This window comes from Azospirillum himalayense (assembly GCF_042657465.1).
GTDB classification, from domain to species: Bacteria; Pseudomonadota; Alphaproteobacteria; order Azospirillales; family Azospirillaceae; genus Azospirillum; species Azospirillum himalayense.
Window position 1 is genome coordinate 99,406 of the sequence record NZ_JBHSLC010000004.1, and the last position, 20,895, is coordinate 120,300.

Sequence of the window (20,895 nt, forward strand, 5' to 3'; positions counted from 1 at the left end):
CGTCCGGCGTTCAGGCGAACAGGCCGGTGAAGGGCAGGAACTCCACCATGTCGCCGTCGCGGATCGTGGTGGCGTCCGCCGGCATGTCCACCAGCCCGTCGGCCTCGACCATTGAGGTCAGGACGCCGGAACTGTCGCTGGGAAACTTGTGGGCGACCGGGCGGCCATCCGGTCCGATCGCCAGACGGGCGCGCAGGAACTCCCGCCGCCCCGGCTTCTTCTTGAACTCGAAACCGGCGACGACGAGGCAGCGCGGGGCCGGCGCGCTCTCCGCCCCCGACAGGCGCAGCACCAGCGGGCGCCCCACCAGCATGAAGGTCACCATGGCCGACACCGGATTGCCCGGCAGGCCGAGGAACGGCGTGGTGCCGATGCGCCCGAGCGCCAGCGGCTTGCCCGGCTTCAGCGCGAGCTTCCACAGATCGACCGACCCCAGCTCGCCGACCACCCTCTTCACATGGTCCTCCTCACCCACCGACGCGCCGCCGGAGGTGACGACGAGGTCGGCGGTCGCCGCGGCGTCGGCCAGGGCGGCGCGGGTCACGTCCGGCTTGTCGGGCAGGATGCCGAGGTCGCGCACATCCGCCCCCAGCGCGTCGAGCTGGGCGGCCAGCGTGTAGCGGTTGGCGTCGTAGATCGCGCCCTCCGGCTTCTCCGTCCCCGGCTCGCGCAGCTCGTCGCCGGTGGAGAACAGGACGACGCGCAGGCGCTTGCGCACCGACAGGCTCGACCGCCCGACCGCGGCGGCCAGCCCGACCTCCTGGGCGCGCAGCCTCAGGCCGGGGGTCAGCACGACCGACCCGGCCGTCATGTCCTCCCCGGCGTCGCGGATGTTGGCGCCGCGCTTCAGGCCGGCGGGCACCAGCACCGCCCCGTCCCCGGCCCGGCAATCCTCCTGCATGGCGACGGTGTCCACCCCCGCCGGGATCGGCGCGCCGGTGAAGATGCGCACCGCCTCGCCCGGCCCGACCGTTCCGGGGAAGACCGAGCCGGCGGGCACGCGCCCCACCACGGCCAGCCGCAGGACGTCGCCGTCCGCCCCCACGGCGTCCGCCTTGCCGTATCCCCAGCCATCCATCGCCGAGACGGCGACCGGCGGCACGTTGACCGTCGCCGTCACCGGTTCCGCCAGGATGCGGCCGAGCGCGGCGCGCAGCGGCACCTCCTCCGGCTCCGTCACCGCACCGTAGACGTGCTCCACGCGGGCTAACGCCTCGTCCAGCGGAAGGGGAGCGGAGGGGGCGGGAGCGGCGAAGCAGTCCATGCGACAATCCTTCTCCATTGGGCCACCCCAAAGGGGGGCGGCACCGCGTCGTATCACCCCGGATAGTCCGGTGCGCGGCCGTGTTCGACCTTGATCATCGTCAAGACGCGGCGCGGCGCAAGCGTCCGTTCGTGGACGCACCATTGCGGTTTAACATCACCACGGCGAATGCGCGGGATGATTGTTGGCTGCACGTAGTAATTTTCGCAGCGCTGCGTTTTCCGTCTTGCGCATTTGGATCGATCCAAATAGGCTCCCCACATCCGGCGCCGGAGGCATCGCCACGGCCCGCCGGACGACGAGAGGCCGACAACGAGAATCCCGCACAAGGGACCGTTCACCGAACGCGCACAGCGGTCCGGATGCGGCCGGCCCGGATGCGGAGGAAAAACCCGTGAACTACACCTTCGATTTCAAGGCGGTCATCGAGTCCTGGGACTATCTGCTCCAGGGCGCCTGGCTGACCGTGCAATTGTCGATCGGCGCCATGGTTCTCGGCCTGATCGTCGCCATTCTCTGCGCGCTCGGCAAGACGTCCGGGCCGAAGCCGGTCCGCTGGGTGATTAACGCCTACATCGAAGTGGTGCGCAACACGCCCTTCCTGGTGCAGATCTTCCTGATCTTCTTCGGCCTGCCGACCATGGGCATCCGCCTGTCGCCCGACCTCGCCGCGCTGATCGCCATGGTGGTCAATGTCGGGGCCTACGCGACGGAGATCATCCGGGCCGGCATCGAATCGATCCAAAAGGGCCAGATCGAAGCCGGGCTGGCGCTGGGGCTGAAGCCGTTGCAGGTCTTCCGCTACATCGTCATCAAGCCGGCGCTGCGCACCGTCTATCCGGCGCTGACCAGCCAATTCATCCTGCTGATGCTCAGCTCCAGCGTGGTCTCGGCGATCTCGGCGGACGAGCTGACCTCGGTCGCCAACAACATCCAGTCGCAGACCTTCCGCAGCTTCGAAATCTACATCGTGGTCACCGGCATCTATCTGGCGCTGGCGATGATGTTCTCCGCGCTGTTCGCCGGCATCTACAAGCTGGCCTTCGCCTACGACACCGACCGGCGCTGAGGGAGGACCGAGCCATGATCCGCGCCTTCAGTTACAACGAATTCCTCTTCCTCCTCAGCGCCGTGCAATGGACGTTGGCGCTCTCGGCCATCGCCTTCATCGGCGGGGCCACGGTCGGGCTGGTCATCGCGCTGGCCCGCACCTCGGACATCAAGGCGGTGCGGCTGGCCGCCACCGGCTACATCCAGCTCTTTCAGGGCACGCCGCTGCTGATGCAGCTCTTCCTGGTGTTCTTCGGCGCCACGGTGATGGGGCTCGACCTCAACCCTTGGACCGCCGCGGCGCTCGGCCTGACGCTGAACGCCAGTGCCTTCCTCGGCGAGATCTGGCGCGGCTGCATCCAGGCGGTGCCTCGCGGCCAGTGGGAGGCCGCCTCGGCGCTCGGCCTGCGCTATCCGGGGCTGATGCGCTACGTGATCCTGCCGCAGGCGGTGAAGGTCGCGGTGCCGCCGACGGTGGGCTTCCTCGTGCAGCTCATCAAGAGCACGTCGCTGGCCGCCATCATCGGCTTCACCGAGCTGACCCGCGCCGGGCAGATCGTCAACAACGCGACCTTCCAGCCCTTCCTGGTGTTCGGGATCGTGGCGGTGCTCTACTTCCTGATGTGCTGGCCGCTGTCGCTGCTCAGCGCCCGTCTGGAGCGGCGCTACGCCCTCGCCACCCGCTGATCCCCCTTTTCATAAGAACCGTGAGGAAACACCCAATGACGCTGTCGATCACCCGCCGCCTCGCCGTCGCCGGCGCCATGATGGCTGCCGCCACCGTTGGCGCCGTCGTCCTGGCCGTTCCGGCCGCCGCCCAGACCGTCGACGAGATCAAGTCGAAGGGCAAGCTGACCATCGGCATGCTGGTGGACTTCCCGCCCTTCGGCATCACCACCGCCGACGGCAAGCCGGACGGCTACGACGCCGACGTCGCCAAGCTGCTGGGCAAGCACATGGGCGTCCCGGTTGAGATCGTTCCGGTCACCGGCCCGAACCGCATTCCCTACCTGCTGACCAACAAGGTCGACCTGCTGGTCGCCTCGCTGGGCATCACCCCGGCCCGCGCCGAGCAGGTGCAGTTCTCCGAACCCTACGCCGCCATCGAGATCGGTTTGGTCGCCCCGGCCAACACCAAGATCAAGGAGGCCGCGGAGTTGTCGGGCAAGCGCGTCGGCGTCGCCCGCGCCAGCACCCAGGACAACGCCCTGACCGCAGTCGCCCCGAAGGACGCGCGCATCATGCGCTTCGACGACGACGCCAGCGCCGTTCAGGCCATGCTGTCCGGTCAGGTGGACGCGCTGGGTCTCAGCAACGTGGTCACCAGGGAGATCAAGAAGCTGGCCCCGCAGGCCAACTACGAGATGAAGTTCGTGCTGAACCGTCAGGTCCAGGGCATCGCCATGCGCAAGGGCCAGGACGCCCTGCTGAAGTGGGTCAACGAGTTCATCGACACCGCGAAGTCGAACGGCGAGCTGAACGAGATCCACAAGAAGTGGCTGGGCACCGACCTGCCCCCGCTGACCAAGCCGTAACGACGTAACTCCCTCTCCCCTCTGGGGAGAGGGCTGGGGTGAGGGGGTTGCGCTTTTGCCGGACGCTCCGACACGCACATCCCCCTCACCCTCCCCTCTCCCCGGAGGGGAGAGGGTTTGGATAAAGGAGGAGTCCCCCATGGCCTCGGCTTACGATACCACGGACGTCCCCGCGCCGCGGCCGGTCAGCGGTGAGGTCGTCATCCGCATGGCCGGCGTCCAGAAATGGTACGACAGCTTCCATGTGCTGAAGGACATCGAGCTGGAGGTCCACAAGGGCGAGCGGATCGTCATCTGCGGCCCCTCGGGTTCCGGCAAGTCCACGCTGATCCGCTGCATCAACCAGCTCGAGAAGCACCAGAAGGGCACCATCACCGTCAACGGCGTCACGATCGACGCCCACCACCGCCACCTCGATCAGGTGCGGCGCGACGTCGGCATGGTGTTCCAGCAGTTCAACCTGTTCCCCCACCTGACCGTGGTCGAGAACTGCATGCTGGCGCCCATGCGGGTGCGCGGCACTTCCAAGCAGGAGGCGCGCGACATCGCCATGAAGTATCTGGCGCGCGTGCGCATCCCGGAGCAGGCGGACAAGTACCCCGGCCAGCTCTCCGGCGGGCAGCAGCAGCGCGTCGCCATCGCGCGGTCGCTGTGCATGAACCCCAAGGTCATGCTGTTCGACGAGCCGACCTCGGCGCTCGACCCCGAGATGGTCAAGGAAGTGCTCGACACCATGATCGGGCTTGCCGAGGACGGCATGACCATGTTGTGCGTCACGCACGAGATGGGCTTCGCCAAGTCGGTCGCCGACCGCGTCATCTTCATGGACCGCGGCGAGATCGTCGAGCAGGCCACCCCTGCCGAGTTCTTCACGAATCCGAAGTCCGAGCGGACCCGCAACTTCCTCGGCCAGATCCTCACCCACTGAGCCCACCCCACGAAGGACGCTTTTGATGAAGCCGGAGATCCTCCTCGTCGAATCCATGATGCCGGACATCGAGGCGGCGCTGGACGCGGGCTACACCGTCCACCGCCTCGCCGGCGCGCCAGACCGTGACCGGCTGGTGGCGGAGGTGGGGCCGCGCGTCCGCGCCGTCGTCACCGGCGGCGGCACCGGCGTCAGCAACGCGATCATGGACGCCTGCCCGAACCTGGGGATCGTCGCGATCAACGGCGTCGGCACCGACGCGGTGGACCTGAAGCACGCGGCCGGCCGCGGCGTCCGCGTCACCAACACGCCCGACGTGCTGACCGACGACGTGGCCGACCTCGCCATCGGGCTGATGATCGCCGGGTCGCGCCGCATGATGGTCGGCGACCGCTTCGTGCGCGCCGGGCGCTGGCCGGGCGGCGGCCTGCCGCTGGCCCGCAAGGTGACCGGCAAGCGGCTGGGCATCCTGGGGCTGGGCCGCATCGGCATGGCCATCGCCCAGCGCGCCGCCGGCTTCGGCATGGACATCGCCTACACCAACCGCAAGCCGCGCGCCGACGTGCCCTACCGCTTCGTCGCCTCCCCGGTCGATCTGGCGCGGGAGAGCGACATCCTGATCGTCGCCGCCTCGACCGGGCCGGACGCCCGCAACATGGTCAACCGCGCGGTGATCGAAGCGCTGGGGCCGGACGGGCTGCTGGTCAACGTCGCCCGCGGCGCCGTGGTGGACGAGCCGGAACTGGTCGCCGCCCTGGCCGACGGGCGCCTCGGCGGGGCCGCGCTGGACGTCTTCGCCAACGAGCCGCACGCGCCGGAGGCCCTGTTCGGCCTGGACAATGTGGTGCTCCAGCCCCATCAGGCGAGCGCCACGGTGGAGACGCGGATGGCCATGGGCAATCTGGTTCTGACGAACCTGTCCGCCTTCTTCGCCGGCCAGCCGCTGCCGACCGCCGTCGTCTGAATGGCGGCGTGAATGACCATCCTCGACGAGCGCGGCGGACCGGCCCGCATCACCCTGACGGAGGTGGCACACCACGCCGGGGTGTCGCGGTCCACCGTCTCGCTCGTCCTGCGCGGCAGCCCGCTGGTCGCCGCCGAGACGCGGGAGCGCGTGCAGGCCGCCATCGAAGCCTTGGGCTATGTCTACAACCGCGGCGCGGCAACCCTGCGCGCCGCCCGCACCGACACGGTCGGGCTGCTCGTCTGCGAGATCAACAACTCCTTCTACGGCGAGCTGACCGCCGGGGTGGACGACGTCCTGGGTGAACAGGGGGTCGTCGCCTTCCTTGCCAACACCGCGGAGTCGGGGGAGCGGCAGGACCGCTACCTCCAGCGCATGCGTGAGCAGAATGTGGATGGGGTGATCATCTGCCCCGCCGCCGGCACGTCACCGACGCTGCTGGACCGGCTGCGCCAGTGGCAGCTTCCCGTCGTCCAGGCGCTGCGCTTCCTCTCCGCCCGCGAAGGCGATTACGCCGGGGTGGATTACGAGTTCGGCATGGAGATGGTGACCGAGCATCTGCTGCGGATCGGCCATCGCCGCATCGCCTTCGTCGGCGGCAACCTGTCCCACTCCGCCTTCGCCGGGCGCCGCGTCGGCTTCACCGCGGCGCTGCGCCGCCACGGCCTGACCCCGGACCTCGTCGTGCGTTGTCCGGCCACCCGCCGCGGCGGGCTGGACGCGGTGGGGCCGCTGATGGACCTTGCCGACCCGCCCACCGCGATGCTTTGTTACAACGATCTGGTCGCGTTCGGCGTAATGCTGGGGCTGGAGGCCCGTGGTCTGCGGGCTGGACGGGACATCGCCGTGACAGGGTTCGACGATATGGCCGAAGCGGCGATGAGCCGTCCTGCCCTCACCACCGTCGCGACCTCCGCCCGCCAGATCGGACAGGAGGCCGCCCGCCTGCTCCTGCGCCGCATCGCCGACCCGCAGGGCGCGCCGGAGCGCGTGATCCTGCCCGCCCGGCTGGTCGTCCGCGAGTCCTGCGGCGCCATGAGAGTCCAACCCGACAAGCACCAATAACCAAAGAAAAGCGAAGGCCCGAAGATAATGAACGACTCCGCATTCAGCGATTCCGTTGACGCCCTGATCCAGGCGCGGAAAAGCCGCGACTGGCTGTCCGCCCTGCCGACCCGCCCCACCAGCGAGGCCGAGGCCTACGCCATCCAGGACGCCGTGGCCCGCCGCCTCGGCCCGGTGGTCGCCTGGAAGGTCGGCGCCCGCACCCCGGACACGGAGCCGTTCCGCGCCCCCATCCACGCCGACACGCTGTTCTTCGACACCACGGTGCTTCCCGCCGCGGACTATCAGGTCATCGGCATGGAGGCGGAGATCGCCTACAAATTCGCCAAGGACCTGCCGCCCCGCACCGAGCCCTACAGCCGCGAAGAGGTCCTTGACGCTGTCGAGTCGGTCCATCCCGCCTTCGAGATCGTCGACACGCGCTTCGCCGGTTTCGGCTCGCAGGACTGGTTCAGCCACATGGCCGACCAGTTCAACCATGGCGCCCTGGTCGTCGGCCCGGCCATCGCCGACTGGCGCTCGTTGGAGCCGCTGAAGGAGCGGGTGGCCCTGGTCGTCGACGGCGAGACGAAGGCCGACACGGTCGCCGGCAACTCCGCGGGCGAGCCGGTGCGGCTTCTGGTGTGGATGGCCAACACCGGCGCGGTCAGCCTGGGCGGCCTGAAGGCCGGCGACGTGGTGACCACCGGGTCGCACGTCGGCACCGTCATGGTCCCTGCGGGCAGCACGTCGGTGGCCGTGTACGGGACGATGGGGACGTATGAACTGACGGTGAAGTGATCGAGTTCCCCTCTTCCCTGACCAAGGCCATCACCTCTGGCCTTCTTTATAGCCCTCTCCCCTCTGGGGAGAGGGTGGCCCGCAGGGCCGGTGAGGGGGTTGCGCATGACGGCAAGTCCGTCAAAAGCGCACCCCCCTCACCCTAACCCTCTCCCCGGAGGGGAGAGGGAACCTGCCACAGGACCGCCCCTCACCCGAACACCGACGCTCCGGCCTCGGCGCTGCCGACCGCCCGGCGGAACACGCCGAACAGCTCCCGCCCGCAGCCGACACCGGCATCGGCCGGCGCGTCCGCCAGAGGGCGGGCGGTCCATTCCACGTCGTCCACCAACACCTCCAGCGTGCCGCGCTCGGCGTCCAACCGCAGCATGTCGCCATCCCGCACCCGCCCCAGCGGCCCGCCCGCCGCGGCTTCCGGCGTGACGTGGATCGCCGCCGGCACCTTGCCCGACGCCCCCGACATCCGGCCGTCCGTGACCAGCGCCACCCGGTAGCCGAGATCCTGAAGCACGCCCAACGGCGGCGTCAGCTTATGCAGTTCCGGCATGCCGTTGGCCTTCGGTCCCTGGAAGCGCACCACCACCACCACGTCGCGGTGAAGCTCCCCGCGGCGGAAGGCGGCCTGCACCGACTCCTGGTCGGTAAAGACGCGGGCTGGCGCTTCGATGACGCGATGGACCGGCTTCACGGCGGAGACCTTCACCACCGCGCGGCCCAGCGGCCCGCTCAGCACGCGCAAGCCCCCCTCTGCCGCCATGGGCGACGCGACCGGCGCCAGCACGGCGGGGTCGGCGCTCTCCCGGACCGCCGCACCACGCACCAAGTCACCGTGCTCCAGCCGCAGCGGGCGGCGGTAGGCGGCGATGCCGTCGTCCTCCCACACCGTGCGGGCGTCGCCATGGAGAAGCCCGGCGTCGGCCAGTTCCCCGATCAGGAAGGCCATGCCGCCCGCGGCTTCGAAATGGTTCACGTCGGCGCTGCCGTTCGGGTAGACGCGGGCGAGCAGCGGCACCACCGCCGACAGCTCGGCGAAGTCCTCCCAGGTCAGGGCGATCCCCGCCGCCGCCGCGATGGCCGGCAGATGCAGCGTGTGGTTCGTCGAGCCACCCGTCGCCAGCAGCCCGACCACCGCGTTGACGATGGCGCGCTCGTCGACGATCTCGCCGATGGGCGTGCGCAGGGCGACCACCCGCCGCGCCGCCGCGTCGGTCAGCGCGTCGCGCAACGCTGTGCCGGGGTTGGCGAAGCTCGCCCCCGGCAGGTGCAGCCCCATCATCTCGACCAGCATCTGGTTCGAGTTGGCGGTGCCGTAGAAGGTGCAGGTGCCCGGCGCGTGGTAGGACGCAGCCTCCGCCTCCAGAAGCGCATCCTTGTCCAGCTTGCCCTCCGCGTATTGCTGGCGGATGCGCCCCTTCTCCTTGTTGGGAAGGCCGGAGGGCATCGGGCCGGCGGGCACGAAGACGGTGGGCAGATGGCCGAAGGACAGCGCGCCGATCAGCAACCCCGGAACGATCTTGTCGCAGACACCGAGGCACAGCACGCCGTCGAAGGTGCCGTGCGACAGGGCGACCGCCGTCCCCATGGCGATGACCTCGCGCGAGAACAGCGACAGCTCCATCCCCGGCTCGCCCTGGGTCACGCCGTCGCACATGGCCGGCACGCCGCCCGCCACCTGCGCCACGCCGCCGGCCGCCCGCACCGCCGCCTTGAGCCGCTCCGGATAGTCGCCGTAGGGCTGATGGGCGGACAGCATGTCGTTGTAGGAGGTGACGATGCCGATGGCCGGGGTCGAGCCGCCACGCAGCGCCGCTTTGTCCTCCGCGGCGGTGCAGCCGGCGAAGCCGTGCGCCCGGTTGGCGCAGCCCAGCGCGAGACGGCGCGGTCCCTGCGCTGCCGCAGCCCGGAGACGCTCCAGATAGGCGGCGCGGGTGGCGCGGCTGCGCTCCCGGATGCGGCGGGTGACGGCGTCGAGGACGGGATGAAGACTCATCATGGCGCGGTCCTTCCAGACGGCGGATTGTTCAGGCGGCGCGAGCGATCCGGGAGGAGACGCGGGCGGCGATCTCCGCCGGGCTGGCGTCGATGTCGCAGACGATGCCGAGTTCTCCGGCCTCCAGCGGTTCCAGAGCGGCGAACTGGCTGTCGAGCAGGGTGGTCGGCATGAAATGGCCGGCGCGCAGCGCCATGCGGGCGTGGATGGTGTCCCGGCTGCCGTCGAGATGAACGAACAGGACGCGCGTCCCGCCGGCGCTCAGCCGGTCGCGGTAGCGCCGCTTCAGCGCGGAGCAGGACACGACGATCGGCGCCTTCGCCTCCCGCGCCAGGACGATGTGGGCGGCGATGGTGTCCAGCCAGCCCCAGCGGTCCTCGTCCTGGAGCGGGATGCCGGCGGACATCTTCGCGATGTTCTCCGGCGGATGGAAGCCGTCGCCCTCCAGGAACTGCCAGCCGAGCCGCCGGGCCAGTTCCTCCCCCACCGAGGTCTTGCCGCAGCCCGCCACGCCCATCACCACGATCGCATCCACGGCCCCGCTTATGTTAGCGGTAACATCAGGAGACGGAAGAGCGCTCATACCGGTCGATCCTCGAAACAAAATGAGTGGGAGAGATGCGCATGTTACCGCTAACAAACGAGGCTTGTAAAGGCCAATCCGGCGCGGGATAATGGCCGCCGGACCACTGGAGCGCTGATGACCGCCACCCCCCGCAAACCCCGATCCTCGCGCAGCGGACGCGCCACCATGGCCGACGTCGCCGCCGCCGCCGGGGTCAGCGCCATGACCGTGTCCCGCGCCCTGCGCCGGCCCGACACGGTCAGCGAGGAGGTGCGCGCCCGCGTCGAGGAGGCGAGCTGCCGCCTGGGCTTCGTGCCCAGCCGCGTGGCCTCGGCGCTGGCCTCGGCGCGGACGATGACGGTGGCGGTGCTGATCCCCTCCCTGACCAACGCCGTCTTCATCGACCTGCTGGCCGGCGTGCAGGAGACGCTGAGCCCGCAGGGCTACCAGCCGCTGATCGGCATCACCGGCTACGGCCCGGAGGCGGAGGAGCGCGTCCTGCGCACGCAGCTCGCCCACGATCCGGACGGGGTGATCCTGAGCGGGCTCGACCACACGCCGGGCACCTGGGACCTGCTGCGCAGCCTCACGATCCCGGTCGTCCACACCATGGATCTGACCGCGGAGGGTGAACACAGCGATTGCCCGGTGCAGACGGTCGGCTTCTCGCAGTTCGACGCCGGTTACGCCGTTGGCGCTCATCTGGCCGCGCGGGGGCGGCGGCGGATCGGGTTGATCGCCGGGCAGCTCGACCCGCGGACGCGCCAGCGCTGCGACGGCTGGCGGCAAGCGCTGCGCGACGCCGGACGGCACGACCCCGCCTTGGAACTGATGGTGCCGGACGCCACCTCGGTCGCGCTGGGCGCGGAGCTGCTGGAGCGCGCGCTGGCCACCCACCCGGACACCGACGCGCTGTTCCTGTGCAACGACGATCTGGCGCAGGGCGCGCTGTTCCAATGCGCGCGGCTCGGCATTCCGGTGCCGGGGCGGCTGGCCGTCGCCGGCTTCAACGATCTGGCCGGGGCGGCCTGGACCGTCCCGCCGCTGACCACCGTCGCCACCCCCCGCCGCGCGATCGGTGTGGAGGCGGCCCGCCTGCTGATCGCGGGCATGACCGACCGGGCGCCGAAAGACCGGGAAAATCCGCACCGCGTGGATCTGGGCTTTCGCCTGATGGTCCGCGAGACCACTTGAGAGACCGCAACCGCCCCCCGCGCCGCGGGGTGTCATCAAAGAGAATGTACGGGAGTTCGTTGTGATGGTGCAGGGCAACTCGACCAGGACCGGGGCGGAAACCACCGCCGTCGGCTCGGCCGACATCGCCGTCCTCGGCCTGGGTGTGATGGGGCGCAACCTCGCCGCCAATCTGGCTGACCACGGGGCCGTGGTGGCGGGCTACGACCTGGACGAGGGGCGCCGCGGCGCCTTCGCCGCCCAGGTGGGCAACGCCGTCCCCTGCGCGTCGGTGGAGGAACTGCTGGGCGCGCTCAAGGCGCCGCGGACGATCCTGATGATGGTGCCCGCCGGCGCCCCGGTGGACGAGCTGACGACGGCCCTGCTGCCCCGCCTGTCGCCGGGCGACGTGCTGATCGACGGCGGCAACTCCCATTTCCGCGACACCAACCGCCGCGCGGCACTCGCCGCGGCGGCGGGCGTGCGCTTCGTCGGGCTGGGCGTGTCGGGCGGCGAGGAGGGAGCGCGGCGCGGTCCCGCCCTGATGGCCGGCGGTGACGCCGAAGCGCTGGCCCCCGTCGCTCCGCTGCTGGCCGCCATCGCCGCCCGCGCCCCGGACGGCGAGTCCTGCTTCGCCCGCGTCGGGCCGGAGGGGGCGGGCCATTTCGTGAAGATGATCCACAACGGCATCGAATACGCCGACATGCAGCTGATCGCCGAGGCGTATCATCTTCTGCGCGAGATCGGCGGCTGCTCCTACGAGCGTCTGGCGGACATCTTCGCCGAGTGGAACGGCGGAGAGCTGGCGTCCTACCTGATGGAGATCACCACCGACATCCTGCGCACGAAGGACGGCGAGACCGGCGCCCCGATCCTGGAGGTGATCCGCGACGCCGCCGGCCAGAAGGGCACCGGCCATTGGGCGGCGACCACCGCGCTGGAGCTGGGCATGCCCGCCCCGACCATCGCCGAGGCGGTGCACGCCCGCTGCCTGTCCGCCCTGAAGGACGAGCGCGTGCGCGCCGCCGAGGCGCTGGCCATCCCGCACGTTCCCTCCACGGAGGATCTGGTCGCGTCGGTCGGCGACGCGCTGCTCAGCGGGCGGATCGCGGTCTACGCCCAGGGCTTCGCGGTGATCGCGGCGGGCAGCCGGCAGTTCGGCTGGGACGTCGATCTGGCGGCGGTGGCGCGCATCTGGCGCGGCGGCTGCATCATCCGCGCCCGTCTGCTCGACCGCATCCTGACCGCGCTGAACCGCGCGCCGGAGCTGCCGAACCTGATGCTGGACCCCGACATCGCCGGCCTGATGACCCGCGGTGACGCCGGCTTCCGCCGCGTGGTGGCCGCCGCGACGCTGGCCGCGGTGCCGGTGCCGGCGATGGCCTCGGCCCTGTCCTACTGGGACGGCTACCGCAGCGGCCGGCTGTGGGCCAACATGATCCAGGCCCAGCGCGATTACTTCGGCGCCCACGGCTACGAGCGCACCGACCGGCCGGGCATGGTGCACACGGAGTGGAAGGGGGCCTGAGGCCGCGGCACGGGCCCCCACCCCGGCCCTCCCCCGCTGGGCGGGGGAGGGAGAAACAAGTCCCCTCCCCTGCGATAGCGGGGGAGGGTTAGGGTGGGGGCCCGACTCGCCCACTCACCCCTTCGGAAACACCGGCGCCCGCTTCTCGAAGAAGGCGGTCACACCCTCCCCGGCCTCGTCGTTGAACAGCGACTCCACGAAGGCGTCGCGCTCGCGGTCGAGCTGTTCCGCCAGCCCGCCGTAAGCCACCTCCAGCAGCCCCTTGGCGCGGCCCAGCGCGGCGGTCGGGCCGGCGGCCAGCCGCTCCGCCCAGGCGGTCGCTTCGGCCAGCGCACCGCCGGGGGCGGTCAGACGGTTGATCATGCCGAGTTGCGCCAGACGCGGCGCACCGACCCGCCCGCCCTCGAACAGGATCTCCGCGGCGAGCTGCGGCGGCAGCGCGCGGGCCAGCGACGCCGTGCCGCCGCCGTCGGAGGTCAGCGCGACCTTGATGTAGGACAGCGTGAAGACCGCGTCCTCCGCCGCCACGATCAGGTCGCAGGCCAGCGCCAGCGGGAAGCCCGCCCCGCCCGCCGGCCCCTCGACCGCGGCGATCACCGGCTTGGGGCAGGCGCGCAGGCTGCGGATCATGGCGTGGAAGCTCTCCACCCCCGCCCGCACCGACTCGCGCTCGCCGTTGCGTGCCTCCTTCAGCCATTTCAGATTGCCGCCGGAGCAGAAGGCCCCCTCGGCGCCGGTCAGCACAACCGCCCCGACGCTCGCGTCCGCCGCCGCCGCGTCGAAGGCGGCGCGGGCCGCCTCCATCAGCGCCGGGCCGATGGAGTTGCGGGTGGCCGGGTCGTTGATGGTCAGGCGCAGGACACGGCCGTCCTGCGCGATGTCCAAGCCGGTATTCTTATCGTTCGTGTCGGTCATCGGGGCGTTCCCTCCGGATTTTCACTTCCCGGAGAATATTTGAACATTCCCTCGGCAGACGCCAGCAGCGCGCCGTCGTCCTTGCGCCGCACCTCGCCCCGGCAGCCGACGATCTTGCGCCCGCCGCCCAGCAGCGTGCCGCGGGCCACCACCGTGCCTTCCGCCACGGCACCCAGGAAGCTGGAGGACAGCGACAGCGTGACCACCCGGCGGGAATGGCCGGGCACCGTGCAATGGGTCGCCGCGAATCCCATGACGGTGTCGAGCAGGGTCATCAGCGCGCCGCCATGCAGGACGCCGCCCCGGTTGCGGTGCTGCGGAGCGATGGTCAGCTCCACCTCCGCCACGCCCTCGTCCCACCGCACCAGCGTGTAGCCGAGCAGGGTCTGGAAGCCGGAGGCCGGTTCCCCCTTCATCAAGTTGTCCATAAAAGCGCTCTCCAACCCGTCTTCTTGGTTCTGGAGCGCCAGTGTCGCACAGAAGGGCGTGTCAGTGCCGCCGCGCCGCCTTCAAAAAACGCTCGCGATCGCTGGAGCCGACGCGCATGTCGAAGACGTCGCCCTCCCGCTCCATGGTCAGCGGCACGTCGACCCCCGCCGGGCCGAGGTTCCACAGGGCCCGGTAGAAGTCGGCCAGCGAGCCCACCGGCTGCCCGGCGACGGCGCGCACCACGTCGCCGGCCCGCAGCTCCGCCCGCTGCGCCGGTCCGTCGCCGGCCAGCCCGACCAGCACCACCCGTTCCCGCTCGTCCTGCGTGGCGTAGAGGCCGAGCCAGGGGCGCGGCGGGCCGGCAACCTTTCCGAGGGTCATCAGGTCGTCCAGGATCGGCTTCAGCAGGTCGATCGGCACGTTCATGTTCAGCGGCAGGACGCGCTCCTCCGGCGCCCGGTACTGGAGCTGGAGGGAGCCGATGCCCAGCAACTCGCCGCCCGCCCCCAGCATCGCCGTTCCGCCCCAGTTCGGATGGGCCGGCAGGGTGAACAGGGCGTCGTCGATCATGTACTCCCAATAACCGGCGAACTCCTGCCGGGCGACCACCCGCGCGGTGATGGACCGTTGGCGCCCGCCTGCCCCGGCCACCACCACCGGGTCGCCCAACTGCACATGGCGCGACGAGCCGAGCATCAGCGCCGGCACGCCCAGCGGCGACAGCGCCTGCACCAGCCCGAATCCGCTGGTGTGGTCGTAGGCGACGACATGGGCCTGCACCGCCCGCCCGTCGTTGGTGGTCAGCCAGATCTCCTCGGCCTCCGCGATCAGATAGCCGATGGTCAGGACCAGCCCGTCCTCGCGGATGACGGCGCCTTGCCCGGCGCGCTCCGTGCCCAGCACGCCGGCGGTGTAGGCGTCTTCGGGAACGCTGGCGCGCAGCCCGACCACGGCGGACAGCGCCCGGTCCAGGTCATAGGCCAGATCATCCGGATCGGGCTGGAATTGCGGCGGAATCCGCCAGTCGTCGGACGGGTTCATCGGCGGCTCCTTTGCGCAGGGGGCGGTATGATCCTCTCCCCTTTCGGCGTGATTCTCTATCGCGTTATCTGGGCTCCATGGCCTTATTTGGGAAGTCGAACGCGGCTGCTAAGCCCGGCGTTCCGCACCCCCTCCTCCGCGCGTGAAACCAGCGAGCCGCAGCGATGTTGTTCGGGATCGCTTACCAAGGCGACCAACCGAGGGAGGACATGATGGGCCTGTTCGATTTCTTCCGTCGCGATCATGGCGAAAAGGTCGGTGCCGCGGACACCCCGACCGCCGACGAGCTGAAATCCCACCTATCGCAGGTCGGCCTGCCGACGAACGGACTGGAAATCCAGGTCGCCGACGACACGGTGACCGTCCGCGGCAGCGCCGCCTCCCAGGAGGAGAAGGAGAAGATCGCCGTGGCGCTCGGCAACGTGAAGGGCGTGTCGCGGGTGGACGACCAGACTGCCGTCATCGCCAAGGACCAGGGACCGGGCGGCCCGGACCAGCCGACCGTGCCGCCGACCGAGCAGCCGGCCAGCCAGACGCAGTTCCACACGGTGGAGAAGGGCGACACCCTGTCCGCCATCGCCAAAAAGGTCTACGGCGACCCCAACCGCTACAACGCCATCTTCGAGGCGAACAAGCCGATGCTGAAGGACCCCAACAAGATCTATCCCGGTCAGGTCCTGCGCATCCCGCCGCAGTGACGCGGCACCGTCCCGCGGCGGGGGGAAGAGACCCCGCCGCGGGATCGGTCCGCAAAGGTGCAGATCGTGCCGGAGTCTCCCGTCATTCCGACCGATCTCGAATTGCTCCGCCCAAGCCGCTTCGGCAGGCTCTCCCCCACAAACCGGCAGGGAGGCGCAGGCCATGAAGATCATCGGATACCCGGACGAACTCATTCCGCGCGTCGCGGCGGCCAGCCTGGGCACCTGCCAGGACCGCCCAGCCTGTGTGAAGTTTCTGGAGGGGCTTGCCGCCGCGGAAAAGGCGTTCGAGTCGATCACCTGGAACCGGGTGATGCTGCACGCCCTCGCCAAGCCGGAACCGCTGGACGACGACATCATCAGCACCTACGAAGCCGAGGTGGCCAAGGTCATCAACCCCATGCTCCGGAAGCTGAAGACCGTCGGCACTCTGGCCGCGGAGGCCGCAAAGGATCTGGGCGTTCTGACCAAGGCTCACCCGAAGGCCACGGTGGCGAAGAAGGCCTTGGCCTTCGCCAAATCGGTGCCGGGCGTCACGAGCAAGTTCATCAAGGCGTTCGAGGAGGTCATCGCCAAGGACCGCAAGGACATCAGCGCCCGATTGGCGAAGGACGAAGCGGCCTATGAGAAAGAGCTCAAGACAGCCGAGAAGGCGCAGGCGCAGAGCAAGAGCAGTGAGTTCGTGAACCCCTTCAAAGGAAAAAGAATCGAAGACATCCTGAAAAACAACAAGCTGACGCTGCTGTTGCACGCCTTCGCCGAGCAGGGGCGGAACGGCGAGGTCATCGAATTCCTGTCTCTCACGCGCAAGGGTGTCGAACAGACGAACGCGCCGAAACTCTACAAGACGTTCATCGCTCAGAACAGCCCCAAAGGCCTGAACATCCCGGACGAGTTTCGCAACGATTTTCTCGAAGGAATCGAAGACGGCGCCTACACGGACGCTTTGAAGAAGATTCGGGGGCACGTGATGGTGAACGTCGAAACGCACACACTGCCGCTCGCCAGGGCGCTTGGCGAACCCGCCCTGCGCAAGCTCGGCCACAAGTGACTCTCAAACAACGCCGGACCGCCAGCGGGTCAGCCGCGCCGCCAGCCGGTCGAATCCGGCGTCCAGCACCACCGCCAGGGCGGCCACGATCACCGCGCCCTGGATGACGTAGGCGGGGTTGGAGCCGTTCAGCCCGACGATGATCGGCAGGCCGAGCGTCTTCGCCCCGACCGTGGAGGCGATGGCCGCCGTGCCCAGATTAACGACCGCCGCCGTCCGCACCCCGGCCAGGATCACCGGGGCGGCCAGCGGCAGCTCCACCCGCCACAGCAGCGCGCCCGGCCCCATGCCCATGCCGCGCGCCGCCTCGCGCACCGGTTCCGGCACCGATTCCAGGCCGGCCACGGTGTTCTCCACGATGGGCAGCAGCCCGTAGAGCGTCAGGGCGATCAGCGCCGGGGCCGGGCCGAAGCCGAGGACGGGGACGGAGACGGCCAGCACCGCCACCGGCGGGAAGGTCTGGCCCATCGCCGCCACCGCGTCGAGGACGCCGCGGAACTCCCGGCCGAAGGGCCGGGTCACCGCGATGCCCGCCGCCCCGCCCAGCAGAACCGCGAGCAGGCTCGCCCCGCCGGTCAGGGCGAGATGGTCCAGCGTCAGGGCCAGGAAACCGTCCGCCTCGTACAAGGGCCGGTCGAGCGCCGGGAAGGCCGCGGCGAACAGCGGCTTCAGCGCCGGCATCCCCAAAACCAGCGCCGCCAGGACGAGCAGCCCCAGCGCCAGCGGGTCCGTCAGCAGACTCCGCAGGCGGCTCACGGCCGGTCCGGCCCGCGCAGCAGGTCGGCGAGATGGAGCGTGCCCGCCAAGCGTCCCTGCCCGTCCGCCACGGGAAGCCGGTCGGTGCCGCGCGCCACCATCGCGGCCAGCGCCTGACGTAGCGACGCCCCCGCCGCCAGGGGATCGCCCGGCGCCGTTTCGCCGGGGCGCAGCCGCTCCGCCACCGTCTCCACCGCCAGCCGCTTCAGCCCCCAATCCTCGCGCCCCACCAGATCGCGCACCCGGTCGTCGGCGGGATCGGTCAGGATGTCGAGCGGCGTGCCGGTCTGCACCAGCCGCCCGCGGTCCAGCACGGCGATCCGGCTGGCCAGCGCCAGCGCCTCGTCCATGTCGTGGGTGACGAAAACGATGGTGGTCCCGGTCGCCTTGTGGATCGCCGCCATCTCCGCCTGCAAGGCGCCGCGGGTGATCGGGTCGAGCGCGCTGAACGGCTCGTCCATCAGCAGGATGTGCGGCTCCGCCGCCAGCGCGCGGGCAACGCCGACGCGCTGCTGCTGCCCGCCGGACAGTTGATGGGGATAAGCGCCGCGGTAGCGTTCCGGGTCGAGATTCAGCAGGGTGAGCAGCTCCGTCACCCGGTCGCGCACCCGCGCCCTGGGCCAGCCGAGCAACTCGGGCACGGCGGCGATGTTGCGCTCCACCGTCCAGTGCGGGAACAGCCCGATGCTCTGGATCACGTAGCCCATGCGGCGGCGCAGCGCCTCCGGCTTCAGGCGGGCGATGTCCTCCCCCTCCACCCGGATGGTCCCGGCGTCGGGGGCGATCAGCCGGTTCATCATCCGCAGAACCGTGGACTTGCCGGAGCCGGACGGCCCGATCAGCACGCGGAACTCCCCCGCCGCCACGGTCAGCGACAGGTCGTCCACGGCGGTCCAGGCGCCGAACCGCTTGGTCACTCCCTCGAAGGCGATCACGCCGCCGTCCTCCCGAGTCTCGACAGCGCCAGCGCCGAGGCCAGCTTCAGCGCCGCGTCGGCGGCGACGGCCAGCAGGATCACCGGCACCGCCCCCAGCAGCACGAGGTCCAGCGCGTTGGCGAACAGCCCCTGGAACATGATCGCCCCCAGCCCGCCGGCGCCGATCAGCGCCGCCACCGCGGCCAGCCCGACCGCCTGGACCAGGGTGATGCGCAGCCCGGCCAGGAACACCGGGAGGGCCAGCGGCGCCTCGACCCGCCAGAAGATCTGGCGCGGCGTCATGCCGATGCCGCGCGCCGCCTCCCGCACCGGCTCCGGCACGCCGGCCAGCCCGGCGGCGGTGTTGCGCGCGATGGGCAGCAGCGAATAGAGCGTCAGCGCGATCACCGCCGGCACCGGCCCGACCCCGCCAATCCCCAGCCCCGGAAAGGCGGTGGCCAGAGCCGACAGCGGGGCCAGCAGCAGCCCGAACAGGGCAATGGACGGGATCGTCTGCACCACGTTCAGCACCGGAAAGACCAGCCGACCCACGGCGGCGGAGCGCTGTGCGGCGATGCCCAGCGGCACGCCGATCAGCAGGGTCGGCACCAGGGCCGCGGAGACCAGCGCGGCGTGGCGCAGCACGGCCCCGGCGAAGACGTCCCGCTGGTTCGCGTATTCCTTCATGATCGACAGCTGGTCGAGATGCCCGGCGGCAAACTGCCCGCCGATCAGCGCCGCCGCCAGCACCCCCACGGCGACCCGCCCGGCGGGACCCAACCCCAGCCGCCGCACCCCGTCGAGGACGGCAAGCAAGGCGGCCGCCTCCATCACCCAGAAGCCCGCCCCGAAGGAGGTCCGCGCCGCCGGACTGGCCGTCGCGGCGAGCAAGGCGGCGTGCTGCCCGGCCAGCCAGACCAGACCCGCCGCCGCCAGCACTCCCGCCCCGACATACAGGGCATTCACCGCCAGGGCATTCACCGCCCGGCCCGGCCGCAGGAACGGCATGGCCAGCAGCAGGGCGACCGGCAGCAGCGCCGCCCCGCTCCACCCCGCGCCCGCCACCGCGCTCAACGCGACGGCCTTTCCCGACAACAGCCGGTTGGGCGCGAAGCCAAGGAACGGCAGGGCCAGCGCCGCCGCCACGGTCATGGCGGCGAGCAGCAAGGCAACGCGGTTGTGGATCGGACGGACGCCGGTCATTCCGTCGATTCAGGCCGTCAGTTCAGGAAACCCTTCGACTTCAGGTAGGTCGTGGCGACCGCCCGCGGGTCCTGCCCCTCCACGGAAATCTTGGCGTTCAGCCCGCGCAGGGTCTCGGTGTCCAGGGACTTGAAGACCGGGTCCAGCAGGTCGCGGATCTTCGGATGGGCGTCCAGCACGCCGTCGCGGATGGTCGGGGCCGGGGCGTAGACCATCTGCGCGCTCTTGGTGTCCTTCATGACCACGAGGTCCAGGGCGGCGATGGCGCCGTCCGTGCCGTAGACCATGGCGGTGTTGACTCCGGACGTGCCCTCTGCCGCCGCGCGGATGGTCGCCGCCGTGTCGCCGCCGGCCAGCACCAGGATCTGGTCGGGCTTCAGCGTGAAGCCGTAGGATTTCTGGAAGGAGGGCAGCGCCGCCGGGCTCTCCACGAACTCCGCCGAGGCGGCGAGCTTCGCCGTGCCGCCGGCACCGACCCAGCGGGAGAAGTCCTCCATGGTGGCGAGGTTGTTGGGCACCGCCACGTCGCGGCGCAGCGCGATGGCCCAGGTGTTGTTCGCCGGGGCCGGGGTCAGCCAGACGATGTTGTGTTTGTCGCGGTCGAGCTGCTTCACCGTCTCGTAGCCGGCGGCGGCGTTCTTCCAGGCCGGATCGCTGTCGAGGTTGAAGAAGAAGGCACCGTTGCCGGTGTATTCCGGATAGACGTCGATCTCCCCGGCCAGCAGGGCGCTGCGCACGATCCGGGTGGGGCCGAGCTGGATCTTGTTCTCCACCGGGATGCCGTTGGCCTCCAGCACCTGCAGGATCATCGTGCCGAGCAGGCCGCTCTCGGCGTCCAGCTTCGATCCGACACGGACCTTGTCCGCCGCCACTGCGTCCGCCGCCACTGCGCTCCCCGCCGTCAGCAGCGCTCCCAGCGCCAGGGCGGCCACCGCCCGAACCACACGCCGCATCCCCCGCATCCTCCCAACCATCGTCCAATCTGTCCGTCCGCCAGCATGGGGAAGCCGGGCCGCCGCGACAACCCACCCTTTCCGCCTGTGC

At 70.4% G+C, this 20,895-nt stretch carries 21 protein-coding genes; 11 read left to right on the forward strand and 10 right to left on the reverse strand.

Going from position 1 to position 20,895, the window contains the following annotated elements; genetic code table 11:
- Positions 1 to 10 precede the first annotated feature (10 nt).
- Positions 11 to 1,264, reverse strand: a complete 1,254-nt coding sequence (locus tag ACFPMG_RS02500) for a molybdopterin molybdotransferase MoeA (RefSeq protein WP_376993656.1) — start codon at positions 1,262 to 1,264, stop codon at positions 11 to 13.
- A 394-nt stretch (positions 1,265 to 1,658) separates the two neighbouring features.
- Here ACFPMG_RS02500 and ACFPMG_RS02505 point away from each other — a divergent pair, with 394 nt between their 5' ends.
- The 7 genes from ACFPMG_RS02505 to ACFPMG_RS02535 all read left to right on the forward strand — a co-directional run bounded on the left by ACFPMG_RS02505 (position 1,659) and on the right by ACFPMG_RS02535 (position 7,586).
- Positions 1,659 to 2,333, forward strand: a complete 675-nt coding sequence (locus ACFPMG_RS02505) for an amino acid ABC transporter permease (RefSeq protein WP_119507707.1) — start codon at positions 1,659 to 1,661, stop codon at positions 2,331 to 2,333.
- A gap of 14 nt (positions 2,334 to 2,347) precedes the next feature.
- Entirely contained in the window at positions 2,348 to 3,001 is a 654-nt protein-coding gene (locus tag ACFPMG_RS02510) for an amino acid ABC transporter permease (RefSeq protein ID WP_103039538.1), read from the forward strand.
- A gap of 35 nt (positions 3,002 to 3,036) precedes the next feature.
- A complete protein-coding gene (locus ACFPMG_RS02515; RefSeq protein WP_376993657.1) occupies positions 3,037 to 3,849 on the forward strand; it encodes a transporter substrate-binding domain-containing protein in 813 nt (270 codons plus the stop codon).
- 139 nt (positions 3,850 to 3,988) lie between these two features.
- The gene (locus ACFPMG_RS02520) at positions 3,989 to 4,777 is read left to right on the forward strand and encodes an amino acid ABC transporter ATP-binding protein (RefSeq protein WP_014197340.1); all 789 of its coding nucleotides are present in this window, start codon (positions 3,989 to 3,991) and stop codon (positions 4,775 to 4,777) included.
- Between the two features lie 25 nt (positions 4,778 to 4,802).
- Positions 4,803 to 5,741, forward strand: a complete 939-nt coding sequence (locus tag ACFPMG_RS02525; protein WP_376993658.1) for a 2-hydroxyacid dehydrogenase — start codon at positions 4,803 to 4,805, stop codon at positions 5,739 to 5,741.
- 12 nt (positions 5,742 to 5,753) lie between these two features.
- A complete protein-coding gene (locus ACFPMG_RS02530) occupies positions 5,754 to 6,806 on the forward strand; it encodes a LacI family DNA-binding transcriptional regulator (RefSeq protein WP_376993659.1) in 1,053 nt (350 codons plus the stop codon).
- A 27-nt stretch (positions 6,807 to 6,833) separates the two neighbouring features.
- Complete coding sequence (locus tag ACFPMG_RS02535) at positions 6,834 to 7,586, forward strand: 2-keto-4-pentenoate hydratase (RefSeq protein ID WP_376993660.1); 753 nt, start codon at positions 6,834 to 6,836, stop codon at positions 7,584 to 7,586.
- 190 nt (positions 7,587 to 7,776) lie between these two features.
- On the opposite strand, the gene edd is transcribed toward ACFPMG_RS02535, so the two are convergent.
- Positions 7,777 to 9,579 (reverse strand): phosphogluconate dehydratase, encoded by a 1,803-nt coding sequence (edd, locus tag ACFPMG_RS02540; protein ID WP_465252018.1) that lies wholly within the window; start codon positions 9,577 to 9,579, stop codon positions 7,777 to 7,779.
- Positions 9,580 to 9,607: 28 nt separating this feature from the next.
- Complete coding sequence (locus ACFPMG_RS02545) at positions 9,608 to 10,111, reverse strand: gluconokinase (RefSeq protein WP_376993661.1); 504 nt, start codon at positions 10,109 to 10,111, stop codon at positions 9,608 to 9,610.
- Between the two features lie 165 nt (positions 10,112 to 10,276).
- Here ACFPMG_RS02545 and gntR point away from each other — a divergent pair, with 165 nt between their 5' ends.
- The gene (gntR, locus tag ACFPMG_RS02550) at positions 10,277 to 11,335 is read left to right on the forward strand and encodes an HTH-type transcriptional regulator GntR (RefSeq protein ID WP_376993662.1); all 1,059 of its coding nucleotides are present in this window, start codon (positions 10,277 to 10,279) and stop codon (positions 11,333 to 11,335) included.
- 64 nt (positions 11,336 to 11,399) lie between these two features.
- On the forward strand, positions 11,400 to 12,842 hold the full coding sequence (gndA, locus tag ACFPMG_RS02555) for an NADP-dependent phosphogluconate dehydrogenase (RefSeq protein ID WP_376993663.1): 1,443 nt from the start codon (positions 11,400 to 11,402) through the stop codon (positions 12,840 to 12,842).
- 114 nt (positions 12,843 to 12,956) lie between these two features.
- Here the strand turns inward: gndA and ACFPMG_RS02560 are convergent, their stop codons facing one another.
- The 3 genes from ACFPMG_RS02560 to ACFPMG_RS02570 form a co-directional block, all read right to left on the reverse strand.
- Positions 12,957 to 13,757: an oxepin-CoA hydrolase, alternative type gene (locus ACFPMG_RS02560; RefSeq protein ID WP_376993664.1), complete on the reverse strand. Its 801-nt coding sequence runs from the start codon at positions 13,755 to 13,757 to the stop codon at positions 12,957 to 12,959.
- Positions 13,754 to 14,185 (reverse strand): PaaI family thioesterase, encoded by a 432-nt coding sequence (locus tag ACFPMG_RS02565; RefSeq protein WP_376993665.1) that lies wholly within the window; start codon positions 14,183 to 14,185, stop codon positions 13,754 to 13,756. The genes ACFPMG_RS02560 and ACFPMG_RS02565 overlap by 4 nt, the downstream gene beginning before the upstream one ends.
- 61 nt (positions 14,186 to 14,246) lie before the next feature.
- The gene (locus ACFPMG_RS02570; protein ID WP_376993666.1) at positions 14,247 to 15,227 is read right to left on the reverse strand and encodes a S1C family serine protease; all 981 of its coding nucleotides are present in this window, start codon (positions 15,225 to 15,227) and stop codon (positions 14,247 to 14,249) included.
- Between the two features lie 209 nt (positions 15,228 to 15,436).
- Here ACFPMG_RS02570 and lysM point away from each other — a divergent pair, with 209 nt between their 5' ends.
- Together lysM and ACFPMG_RS02580 are read left to right on the forward strand one after the other, a co-directional pair.
- Positions 15,437 to 15,925 (forward strand): peptidoglycan-binding protein LysM, encoded by a 489-nt coding sequence (lysM, locus tag ACFPMG_RS02575; RefSeq protein ID WP_376993667.1) that lies wholly within the window; start codon positions 15,437 to 15,439, stop codon positions 15,923 to 15,925.
- Between the two features lie 163 nt (positions 15,926 to 16,088).
- Positions 16,089 to 16,976: a regulator of G-protein signaling domain-containing protein gene (locus tag ACFPMG_RS02580; RefSeq protein WP_376993668.1), complete on the forward strand. Its 888-nt coding sequence runs from the start codon at positions 16,089 to 16,091 to the stop codon at positions 16,974 to 16,976.
- Between the two features lie 3 nt (positions 16,977 to 16,979).
- Here the strand turns inward: ACFPMG_RS02580 and ACFPMG_RS02585 are convergent, their stop codons facing one another.
- The 4 genes from ACFPMG_RS02585 to osmF are packed head-to-tail and all read right to left on the reverse strand — an operon-like array spanning position 16,980 to position 20,804.
- Positions 16,980 to 17,732, reverse strand: a complete 753-nt coding sequence (locus ACFPMG_RS02585) for an ABC transporter permease (RefSeq protein WP_376993669.1) — start codon at positions 17,730 to 17,732, stop codon at positions 16,980 to 16,982.
- Positions 17,729 to 18,667, reverse strand: coding sequence for an ABC transporter ATP-binding protein (locus tag ACFPMG_RS02590; protein WP_376993670.1), 939 nt, complete (start codon positions 18,665 to 18,667; stop codon positions 17,729 to 17,731). The genes ACFPMG_RS02585 and ACFPMG_RS02590 overlap by 4 nt, the downstream gene beginning before the upstream one ends.
- Positions 18,664 to 19,851 carry an ABC transporter permease gene (locus ACFPMG_RS02595; protein WP_376993671.1) on the reverse strand — a complete coding sequence of 396 codons (1,188 nt, stop codon included), beginning with the start codon at positions 19,849 to 19,851 and terminating at the stop codon, positions 18,664 to 18,666. The genes ACFPMG_RS02590 and ACFPMG_RS02595 overlap by 4 nt, the downstream gene beginning before the upstream one ends.
- Positions 19,852 to 19,868: 17 nt before the next feature.
- The gene (osmF, locus tag ACFPMG_RS02600; RefSeq protein ID WP_376993672.1) at positions 19,869 to 20,804 is read right to left on the reverse strand and encodes a glycine betaine ABC transporter substrate-binding protein OsmF; all 936 of its coding nucleotides are present in this window, start codon (positions 20,802 to 20,804) and stop codon (positions 19,869 to 19,871) included.
- Between the last annotated feature and the right edge of the window lie 91 nt (positions 20,805 to 20,895).